The sequence below is a fragment of the Nocardiopsis trehalosi NBRC 14201 genome (assembly GCF_001552555.1).
In the GTDB taxonomy this organism is placed as follows: Bacteria; Actinomycetota; Actinomycetes; order Streptosporangiales; family Streptosporangiaceae; genus Nocardiopsis_B; species Nocardiopsis_B trehalosi.
Genome location: NZ_BCRK01000208.1, coordinates 1 through 10,150, shown reverse-complemented (window position 1 = coordinate 10,150; position 10,150 = coordinate 1). Strand labels below are relative to the sequence as shown.

Sequence of the window (10,150 nt, the reverse complement as noted above, 5' to 3'; positions counted from 1 at the left end):
CCGCCCGTGGAGGCCGGCCTCCGCCCGCCCCGACCCCCCCGGGCGCGCGGACGCGGTGGGGTGGGGCCGGGGGAGGCCGGAAAACGCGTTGCCGGGGCGTGGACGGGAGGAGGACCATGTCGGCATGAGCCACCCCGCCGAGGAGACCGCCCCGACCGGGCCGGGCCCCCACCCCGCCGAGGAGGCGGTCCGCGGCCCGGTCCGCCTGCGCCGCTGGCGCCGCGCCGACGCCGGCCTCGTCCACGAGGCCGTCACCTCCTCGCTGGACCACCTGCGGCCGTGGCAGCCGTGGAGCGCCGAGTACGACCGCGCCGCCGCCCTGGAGTTCGTCACCGGGTCCGAACGCGCCTGGGCCGAGGGCACCGCCTACAACTACGCCGTCCTGGTCGACGGCGCGGTGGCCGGGTCCGCCGGGCTCATGCGCCGCATCGGCCCCGGTGGGCTGGAGATCGGCTACTGGCTGCGGGCCGACCGCACCGGCCGCGGCTACGCCACCCGCGCCGCCGAGGCCCTGGTCCGGGTGGCCTTCGCCCTCCCCGGCGTCGACCGGGTCGAGATCCACCACGACGCCGCCAACACCGCCAGCGGCGCGGTCGCCCGCCGCCTGGGCATGGAGTGCCTCGGCGACCGCCCGGCGCGGCCCTTCCCGGCCGCCCCCGCCGCCACCGGCGTCGACACGGTCTGGCGCCTCACCCGCCCCACCCCCTGACCTCGTCGATCGTGGCGTCATCGGGTGGGGGAGCGCCCCCCATGCCCCGATGACGCCACGATCAACGGAGAGCGGGCAGGCGCGCCGGCCTGCGGGCGCGGGCGCCGGGCCGGGGCGGCCATCAGGCGAGCGGGCACCCCACCCCCGTCCCGCCCGGCGGCCGACAGGGCGCCGGCCCAGGCGGGCCGGGCGTCGAGACCAACGCGGGGAGGGTGGGACCCGGGTCCCGTCAGCCCTCGCGGAGGACGGGGATGAGGCGGGTGTGGCGGGTGATGGCCGGCGACTCGCGGACCGCGCGGGCCAGGGCGGGGCCCGCCGCGTGCACGATCGTCAGGTGGCGGCGCGCCGTGCCCACCGCCGTGTACACCTGCGGGCGCGACCCCCGGGTCTCCGGCGGGAAAACCGCCACCACCGCCGGCCAGGCGCCGCCGTGCGCGGCGGCGACCGTGACGGCCCACCCCGGCCGCAGCACCGCCGGGTCGGCCACCTCGGCGGCCGAGCCGTCGGCGAGGTCCACCACCGGCCCCGACTCCCCGGCGCGCAGCACGCCGACGTCGCCCGCCGCGTACCCCGGGCCGTCCGCCGCGAACAGCACCCGGTCGCCCGGGTCGAACCCGCCCAGCGCCCCGGAACCCGGGTTCAGCCGTGCCTTGCACGCCGCGTTGAGCGCGTCGACGCCCGCCTCGCCGCCCCGGGTGGCCGCCACCACCTGCACCTGGTCGGCGGGCACGCCCACCGCGCGCGGGATGGAGTCGGCCACGACCTGCACCACCCGGTGCGCCGCCTCGGCGGCGGAGGCCGCCGGGACCACCACGACCTCGCGGTCCGGGGCCTCGACCCGGCCCAGCTCGCCCCCCGCCACCAGGCCGGCCAGCCGGGCGACGGGCCCCGGCTCGGGGCCGTCGGGCAGGGCCGCCACCGCGACCGTCCCCGACTCCGCCAGGTCGGCGGCGACCCGGCCGGGGCCGGCCGACGGCGCCTGCGCCGGGTCGGCCAGCAGCACCAGGTGGGTGCCGTCGGCGCACGCCTCGACCAGCGCCGCCGCCCGCTCCACGTCGACGGCCATGGCCCCGGCCACCACCACCAGCCCGGCGTCGATCGGGTTCTCCGCGCCCCGGCCGTAGACGCCGGGCGCCCGGCACTCCAGCAGCCTCGGCAGCGGCACCGCGCGCGCCGCCACCCCCGCCAGCCCTTCCAGCGCGGCGTTGATCGCGGCCGCGGCCTGCGCCGTGGGCGCGGCGACGGCGATGCCCGTCTCGCTGTCGGCGGCGACGGCGTCCAAGCAGGCCAGCACGTGGGCGACCGCCTGCTCCGCGCCGGCGCCGTGGGTCAGCACGCACACCCCGCGCAGCGCGGCGGCCGCCACCGCCGCCGCGGTCTCCGGGGCGATCTCGGCGCCCAGCCGGTCCGCGACCGCGTCGACGGTCTCGGCCGCGGTGGCGGGGTCCATGATCGGCTCGGCCGTGGCGGTCAGCCGGACGACGCCCTCGCCGAGGTCCTGCTCTGCCAGCCCGATGTGGGCAGGCGCGTAGTACCGGTCGGGGTCGGGCATCTCCGCGGGCTCGCCGTCGTCGCCGAGGACGTCGTCGGGCTCCTCGAACGCCTCGAAGACCATGACCTCGCCGTCGTCCAGGGCGGCGGTCAGCGCGGGGCCGGGGGAGCGCACCCCCATGGAGCGCACCGCCTCGGCCAGGCGCCGCTCCTCGACGGCGGTGTGGCCCTCGCGGACCGCCCGCCGCAGCAGGTGCGCCACGACCGCGCGGCCGCGCCGCGGGTCGTCGGGCGCGGCCGCCTCGCCCAGTGCCCGCCGGGCGCAGAAGTCGGCCTGCTCGGGGGTGATCCCCGGCAGGGCGAGCAGCCGCCACGGGTCGGCGGCGAGTTCGGCGTCGGCGCCCGGCCCCAGCGCCGCGACCAGCGGCTCGGCCAGCGCGGCGGGGGCGCCCATGCCCTCCAGCACGGCGCGGGCGCGGGCGGCCGGGGAGGTGTCGTGGGCCCCGGCGTCCGGCTGCGGGTTGGGCGCCTCGGCCATGCGGATGCTCCTCGTCCTGCTGCGGAAACCGTCCCTGGGAGCTTAGCGATCCCGCCGGGCACCGCGGCGCCCGCCGGGCGCCGGACCGGCGGCGCCGGGCACGCCGGGGTGGTCCCGCCCGCACGGTCGGCGCCGCCGCCACCGAGGGCGCCGCCGCCGACGGCCTCGATGGTCATGGGCACCGGGCCCGCAGCGGGGGCATCGACCCAGGTCGGCGCGGTGATCTGCCGTGGCGACTGGCGAAAAACGTTCCGACCACGGGGTTTGTTCTGCAGCGGCGACGGCAATAAACTTGAGCGTGAGCGCATCAGAATTGTTGAGCGAGACATGGAGGTGACCACGATGCTGATGCGTACCGACCCCTTCCGCGAGTTCGACCGCCTCACCCAGCGGATGCTCGACGGCACCGCCCGCCCGGCGGCCATGCCCATGGACGCCTACCGCGACGACGGCGAATTCGTCGTCCGGTTCGACCTGCCCGGGGTGCGCGCCGAGAGCATCGACCTGGAGGTCGAGCGCAACGTCCTCACCGTCACGGCGGAGCGCCCCGCGCTCGACGCGTCGGGGGAGCGCGAGGTGGTCGTCAGCGAGCGCCCGGCGGGCCGGTTCTCCCGCCAGCTCTTCCTCGGCGACACCCTCGACACCGAGCGGATCGCCGCCGACTACGCCGATGGCGTCCTGACCCTGCGCATCCCCGTCGCCGAGCAGGCCAAGCCGCGCAAGATCAGCATCGCCGAGGGCGCCCCGCAGCCGCGCCGCATCGACGCCTGACCGCGGCGGCCCGCCGATCGGCGCCCGCGCCCGGGGGGCGCGGGCGCCTCAGCGCGCCGGGGCCGACGACGCGTCGTCCAGGGCCTCGCGGATCTCGTGCGGCAGCTCCACGCCCTCCGTGGCCAGAACGTCCTCCAGCTGGGCGGTGGTGCGCGGCCCCACCGTGGCCGCCGCCACCCCCTCGCGGTCGCGCGCCCAGCTCAGCGCCACCGCCAGCGGCGACACCCCCAGGCCCTCGGCGGCCGTGCACACCGACTCCACGACCCGCCGGCTGCGCTCGCCCAGGTAGGGCTCCACGTAGGACGCCATGTGCGGCAGCGCCGCCCGGGAGTCCGCCGGCACCCCGTTGCGGTACTTGGCGCTGAGCACGCCGCGCCCCAGGGGCGACCACGCGATGAGCGACGCCCCCAGGTCGCCCGCCGCCGGCAGCAGGTCCGCCTCGGCCTCCCGGTTCAGCAGCGAGTACTCGGCGCCCGCCGCCACCACCGGCGCCCGCCCGCCGCCGGCCCGCTGCCAGGCGGCGTACTTGGCGAAGGTCCACGCCGACAGGCCACCGACCCCGACGTAGCGCACCCGGCCCGACGCCACCGCGGCGTCGACGGCCGCCAGCGTCTCCTCGGGCGGGGTGTCGGGGTCGTGCACGTGCAGCTGCCACAGGTCGACGTGGTCGGTGCGCAGCCGCCGCAGAGACGCGTCCAGGGCCGACAGCAGGTGCCGCCGCGACAGGTCGCACGGCCGGTAGCGCTCGGGCGTGTGCCCGGCCTTGGTGGCGATGATCACATCATCGCGGCGCACGACGTTGTTCACGAGCCGGCCGAGGATGCGCTCGCTCTGCCCGCCGGTGTAGATGTCGGCGGTGTCGACCAGCGTCCCCCCGGCGTCCACGAAAGCGGTGAGCTGGTCGGCGGCGTCGTCTTCTTGGGTGTCCTTGCCCCAGGTCATCGTGCCGAGCGCGGTGCGGGACACCCACAGCCCCGACCCACCCACCTGTCGCTGTTCCATGGCGCGGAGAGTACCGCGTCAAGGTGTCGGAATCGGTGGCACGCACCGGCGGTGCCGCGGGAAGCCGCGAAGACGCGAACACCGAGGTGCCGCGCCCGCCCGGCCGCGCCGCCCGCCCCCGCGCCGGGCCGCCGGGCCCGCCCGCGGCTGCCGCGCCTCGCGGATCACAGTAAGCTGCCGGGGTCCGCCCCCTGCACGTCGCGCGGGTCGCCCCGCGCGCCCGGCCTCCGGTGCGGTTCCGCGCCCGCGTCCCGGAGCCGCCCCCGTGCGGCCGGACCCGGCCGCGCCCGCCGCGCACCGCGCCGCCGGTGGACGCCCCCGCACCGCGACGGAACCGAGCACCCAGGAGCAGAGCCCGCCGTGTCCATCCTTGAGGCCATCATCCTTGGACTGATCCAGGGGTTGACCGAATTCCTGCCGATCTCGTCGAGCGGCCACCTCCGGGTGTTCTCCGCATTCTTCGGATGGCCCGACCCCGGAGCGGCGTTCACCGCGGTGAGCCAGCTCGGCACCGAGCTCGCCGTGCTGATCTACTTCCGGCAGAAGGTCTGGAACATCATCTCCGCGTGGACGCGGTCGCTGTTCACAAAGGAGCTGCGCCGGCACATCGACGCGCGCATGGGCTGGTACCTCATCATCGGCACCATCCCCATCGCCGTGATCGGCCTGCTGCTGGAGGAGCAGATCGACGGCGTGTTCCGCGACCTGCGGCTCATCGCCCTCACCCTGATCGTCTTCGGCGTCATCCTCGGCCTCGTCGACCGGCACACCCGCAAGCACCGCGAGCTCAACGACCTCAACGTGCAGCGCGGCGTCATCTTCGGCCTCTTCCAGGCGCTCGCCCTCATCCCGGGCGTGTCGCGCTCCGGCGCCACGGTCACCGGCGGCATGCTCCTCGGGTTCCAGCGCAAGGACGCCGCCGAGTACGCGTTCCTGCTCGCCATGCCCGCCGTGTTCGCGTCCGGCTTCTACCAGCTCACCGACATCGGCGGCGAGCAGTACGCCGGGTGGACCGCCACCATCGTCGGCACCGTCGTGGCGTTCGTCGTGGGCTACGCCGTCATCGCCTGGTTCATGCGGTTCATCTCCACCAACAGCTTCATGCCGTTCGTCTACTACCGCATCGCCCTGGGCATCCTCATCCTCACCCTGGTCAGCTTCGGCGTCCTGGAGCCCCGCGACGGCGCCGACCTGGAGACCGACGCCGCCGCCGTGGAGGCCGAGGAGGACCCGGCCGAGGAGACCGCCCCCTCGCCCGAGGCCGGCCCCTCGCCCGAACCGTCGCCCGAGCCCAGCGTCGACCCGGTGACCGGCTGGCCGGTCAACCCCGAGACCGGCCTGCCCCGCAACCCCGACACCGGGGTGCACCGCGACCCCGACACCGGCATGGACGTCGACATCGACCCGCAGACCAACCTGCCCATCGACCCCATCACCGGGCAGACCTACGACCCGCGCGCCGACGACGCCTCCCCGGAGGCGCCGCAGGGCGGACAGGCCCCGCAGGGCGAGCAGGCCCCGGTCGGCTGACCCGCGCCGCGGCCCGCCGGGGCGCCGCCCGGCGGGCCGCGAGCCGCTATCGTGGCCGACCATGGCCACCGCACCGCACCCGCAGCCCGCCGAACCCGTCGCCACCCTGCTGCTCGTCCGGCACGGACTGACCGAGATCACCGGCAGCGCGCTCGCGGGGCGCCGCCCCGGCCTGCACCTGGACGACCGCGGCCGCGCGCAGGCCGTCGCCGTCGCAGCCCGCCTGGCCGAGGCCCGCCCGGTCGCCGTGGTCTCCAGCCCGCTCGAACGCTGCCGCGAGACGGCCGACGCCATCGCCGCGGCCGCCGGGCTCACGGCCACCGTGGACGACCGGTTCACCGAGTGCGACTACGGCGACTGGACCGGGCGCGCGCTGTCCGACCTCGCCGGCGAACCCCTGTGGCGGGTCGTCCAGGCCCACCCCAGCGCCGCCGTGTTCCCCCGCGGCGAGTCCCTGGCCGCCATGTCGCAGCGCGCCGTGGCCGCCGTCCGCGACTGGAACGCCCGCCTCACCCGCGACTCCCCGGCACCGGTCTACGTCGTGTGCAGCCACGGCGACGTCATCAAGGCCGTGGTCGCCGACGCGCTCGGCCTGCACCTCGACCAGTTCCAGCGCGTCCAGGCCGACCCGTGCTCCCTCACCGCGATCCGCTACACCCGGCTCCGCCCGTTCGTGGTGCGCCTCAACGACGTCGGCGGCTCCACCGCCGACCTCGCGGCGCCCGCCGACACCTCCGGCGACGCCGCCGTGGGCGGCGGCGCGGGCGGCGGATCGCGAGGCTGACCGCGATCCTCTAGGGTCGTGGTCATGCCAGTGTTCCAATACGACCCCCCCGAACGCTTCGTGGCCGGCACCGTCGGCCAGCCCGGGGAGCGCACGTTCTTCCTCCAGGCCAGCGGCGGCGGCCGCATCACCAGCGTCGTGCTGGAGAAGGCCCAGGTCTCGGCCCTCGCCGAGCGCATCGAGGAACTCCTGGAGGAGGTGCGCCGCCGCTTCGGCGAGCAGCCCGGCGACACCCCGCCGGCGCCCGAGGACCTCGACGACGGCCCGCTCCAGCAGCCCATCGAGGAGGACTTCCGGGTCGGCACGCTGGCACTGGCGTGGGACGCCGACTCCGCCCGCGTCATCATCGAGGCCCAGCAGGTCGACGAGGGCGAGGACGACGCGGTCGAGGAGGACGAGATCGAGGTCTTCGCCGAGGACGCGCCCGCCACGCGCGACGTCCTGCGCGTCCACCTCACCCCGACCGCCGCGCGCGCCTTCGCCGGGCGGGCCATGAAGGTGGTCGCCGCCGGCCGCCCCAACTGCCCGCTGTGCGGCCAGCCGCTCGACCCGGGCGGCCACATCTGCCCGCGGCAGAACGGGTACAAGCCCGGCGGCATGTGACGGCTCGACGAGGGACGGGGGCGCCATGACCGCGTCGTCCGAGGGGCTCTCCGCCACGGACGCCCTGGAACTGCTCGGCACCGGCGACATCACCGTCGTCGGGCGGCTCGCCGACGCCTCCAACGCGACCCTGTACTGCACGGTGGCCGCGGGCGGCGCCGAGGCGGCCTGCGTCTACAAGCCCGTGGCGGGCGAGCGCCCGCTGTGGGACTTCCCCGACGGCACCCTCGCCGGGCGCGAGGTCGCGGCCTTCGCGGTGTCGCACGCGCTGGGCTGGGACGTCGTCCCGCCCACGGTGCACCGCGACGGCCCGTTCGGCGAGGGCATGGTGCAGCTGTGGATCGACGGCGACCCCGCCGTCGACCTCATCGACCTGTCGCGCGACCGCCACCACGCCGGGCTGCGCCGCATGGCCGTGTTCGACGCGGTGATCAACAACTCCGACCGCAAGATCGGCCACCTGCTCCCCACGCGCGACGGCCACCTCTACGGGTGCGACCACGGCGTGTCCTTCGCCGAGGACTACAAGCTGCGCACCGTCCTGTGGCAGTGGCAGGGCGAGCCGCTCACCGACGAGGCGCTGGCCGCGCTCGACGGCCTGCACGCCGCGCTGGAGCGGCCCGGCGACCCGCTCACCGGCGAACTCGACCGCCACCTCACCGGCCCCGAGGTCTACGCGGTGCGCCGCCGCGTGGAGCTGCTGCGCACCCACCGCGTGCACCCCTACCCCTCGCCCGACTGGCCCGCCGTCCCCTGGCCGCCCGTGTAGGCGACGCCCACCGCTGAGCCGCCCGGGCGCGCCGCTACGCGGCGGGCTCCGGCTCCGGCTCCGGGTCCTGCGCCGACCGCGGCCGGCGGCGCGCGCGCTCCCGCTCGCGCCGCTCCTCGGCCCGCCGGATCAGCCGGTCGTCGACGACGCGCACCACGGTGATCAGCGACGCGGCCGCCCCGGCCACCACCAGGGCCGTCGTCAGCGCTGCGGGGTCGCTGACGTCGAGCGCGAAGAACGCCCGCCCGACCGGGGTGAGCAGGGCCGTCAGCAGCAGCCCGACCATGGCCCCCACCAGGGCGACCTTCCACCACACGTACGGCTTGGCCACGAGCAGCAGCACCCACAGCGTCGTCGCGCACAGGGTGACCACCACGGCCGTGCGGTCGGTCAGCTCCGGCGCCGCCGCGCCGTCGAGGACCAGCAGGTAGGTGGTGATCGCCGCCAGCCCGCTGATCAGCCCCGCGGGCACGGCCAGGCGCAGCGTGCGGCCGACGAACCCGGGCCGGGCGCGCTCGTTGTTGGGCGCCAGCGCCAGGAAGAACGACGGGATGCCGAACGTCACCGCGTTGATCAGCGTCGCGTGCCGGGGGAAGAAGGGGTAGGCGACGGCGAGCACGCCCACGACGGTCGCCATCGTCATCGAGTACACGGTCTTGGTGAGGAACAGGTTCGCGACCCGCTCGATGTTGCCGATGACCCGGCGGCCCTCGGCCACGACCGCGGGCAGGGTGGCGAACCGGTCGTCCAGCAGCACGATCTGCGCCACCGACCGCGACGCCGGGCTGCCCGACCCCATGGCCACCCCGATGTCGGCCTCCTTGAGCGCGAGGACGTCGTTGACCCCGTCGCCGGTCATGGCCACGGTGCGGCCGCGCCCGCGCAGCCCGCGCACCATGTCGCGCTTGCGCTCGGGCCCCACCCGGCCGAACACGGCGGTGGACTCGACCGCGTCGGCGAGCTCCGCCGGGTCGGCGGGCAGCGCGCGGGCGTCGGCCGGGGCGTCGGCTCCGGGCAGCCGCAGCTCGCGCGCCACCGCGCCGACCGCCGCCGGGTCGTCGCCCGACACCACCTTGACCTCGACGTCCTGGTCGGCGAAGTAGCGCAGGGTCGCCGCCGCGTCCGCGCGCACCCGCTGGTCGAGCACGACCAGGGCGACCGGCGCCACCGGGCCGGGCGCGCCGGGACCGTCGACCCGGCCGGCGGCGCGGGCCAGCAGCAGCACCCGGTGCCCGCGGCCGCCGACGCGCTCGGCCTCGGCCGCCTCGGGGCCGCCGGGCGCCAGCACGTCGGCGGCGCCGATGACCCAGTGGGCCTCGCCCTCGGGGGTGGCGAAGCTCGCCCCGCTCCACTTGCGCGCGGAGGAGAACGCGGCGCGGGCGACGGGCTCCCACGCCGGCGCCGCGCCCGCGGCGTCGCCGATGGCCGCCATGCTGGCGTTGGGGCTGGTGTCGGCGGCGGCCAGCGCGGCGAGCACGGCGCGCGGGTCGGGGCCCCCGGCGGGGCCGCCGCCGAGGTCGCGGACCTCGGCCAGCCGCACGCCGTTCTCGGTCAGGGTGCCGGTCTTGTCGGTGCAGACGATGTCGACCCGGGCCAGCCCCTCGATCGCGGGCAGCTCCTGCACCAGGCACTGGCGGCGGCCCAGCCGCACCACGCCCACCGCGAACGCGATGCTGATGAGCAGCACGAGCCCTTCGGGCACCATCGACACCAGCGCGGCGACCATGCCGCGCAGCGCGTCGGCGAACGGGCCGCTGATCTGCCCGCCGGCCGCCCCCTCGTCGATGGTGACGTGCCCGCCCAGCACGAGCTGGCTGAAGACCAGCAGCCCGCCCACCGGGAACAGCGCCCAGGTGATGAACCGCAGGATGCGGTCGACGCCGGAGCGCAGCTCCGAGTGGACCAGGGAGAACCGGCTCGCCTCCTCGGCGAGCCGGGCGGCGTAGGCGTGCC

Annotated in this window: 9 protein-coding genes; 6 read left to right on the top strand and 3 right to left on the bottom strand. The window is 76.8% G+C overall.

All coding sequences use genetic code 11. From position 1 onward, the window contains the following. Nucleotides 1-124 precede the first annotated feature (124 nt). A complete protein-coding gene (locus NT8_RS24710; protein WP_067974404.1) occupies nt 125-709 on the top strand; it encodes a GNAT family N-acetyltransferase in 585 nt (194 codons plus the stop codon). A 229-nt stretch (nt 710-938) separates the two neighbouring features. Here the strand turns inward: NT8_RS24710 and NT8_RS24705 are convergent, their stop codons facing one another. Continuing rightward, nucleotides 939-2,738, bottom strand: coding sequence for a helix-hairpin-helix domain-containing protein (locus NT8_RS24705; RefSeq protein ID WP_084469251.1), 1,800 nt, complete (start codon nt 2,736-2,738; stop codon nt 939-941). A 342-nt stretch (nt 2,739-3,080) separates the two neighbouring features. On the opposite strand from NT8_RS24705, the gene NT8_RS24700 reads away from it, so the two are divergent. Continuing rightward, nucleotides 3,081-3,509: an Hsp20/alpha crystallin family protein gene (locus NT8_RS24700; RefSeq protein WP_174549632.1), complete on the top strand. Its 429-nt coding sequence runs from the start codon at nt 3,081-3,083 to the stop codon at nt 3,507-3,509. Nucleotides 3,510-3,557: 48 nt separating this feature from the next. Here NT8_RS24700 and NT8_RS24695 read toward each other — a convergent pair whose 3' ends face one another. Next, entirely contained in the window at nt 3,558-4,511 is a 954-nt protein-coding gene (locus NT8_RS24695; protein WP_174549631.1) for an aldo/keto reductase, read from the bottom strand. Between the two features lie 360 nt (nt 4,512-4,871). On the opposite strand from NT8_RS24695, the gene NT8_RS24690 reads away from it, so the two are divergent. The 4 genes from NT8_RS24690 to NT8_RS24675 all read left to right on the top strand — a co-directional run bounded on the left by NT8_RS24690 (nt 4,872) and on the right by NT8_RS24675 (nt 8,197). After that, nucleotides 4,872-6,041 carry an undecaprenyl-diphosphate phosphatase gene (locus NT8_RS24690; protein WP_067974397.1) on the top strand — a complete coding sequence of 390 codons (1,170 nt, stop codon included), beginning with the start codon at nt 4,872-4,874 and terminating at the stop codon, nt 6,039-6,041. A 61-nt stretch (nt 6,042-6,102) separates the two neighbouring features. After that, complete coding sequence (locus tag NT8_RS24685; protein ID WP_067974394.1) at nt 6,103-6,825, top strand: MSMEG_4193 family putative phosphomutase; 723 nt, start codon at nt 6,103-6,105, stop codon at nt 6,823-6,825. A 24-nt stretch (nt 6,826-6,849) separates the two neighbouring features. Next, the gene (locus NT8_RS24680) at nt 6,850-7,428 is read left to right on the top strand and encodes a DUF3090 domain-containing protein (protein ID WP_067974406.1); all 579 of its coding nucleotides are present in this window, start codon (nt 6,850-6,852) and stop codon (nt 7,426-7,428) included. 25 nt (nt 7,429-7,453) lie between these two features. Next, nucleotides 7,454-8,197, top strand: a complete 744-nt coding sequence (locus tag NT8_RS24675; protein ID WP_067974391.1) for an SCO1664 family protein — start codon at nt 7,454-7,456, stop codon at nt 8,195-8,197. 34 nt (nt 8,198-8,231) lie between these two features. Here NT8_RS24675 and NT8_RS24670 read toward each other — a convergent pair. Further along, nucleotides 8,232-10,150 (bottom strand): HAD-IC family P-type ATPase (locus NT8_RS24670; RefSeq protein ID WP_067974389.1); only part of this gene is annotated, 1,919 nt, incomplete at its 5' end.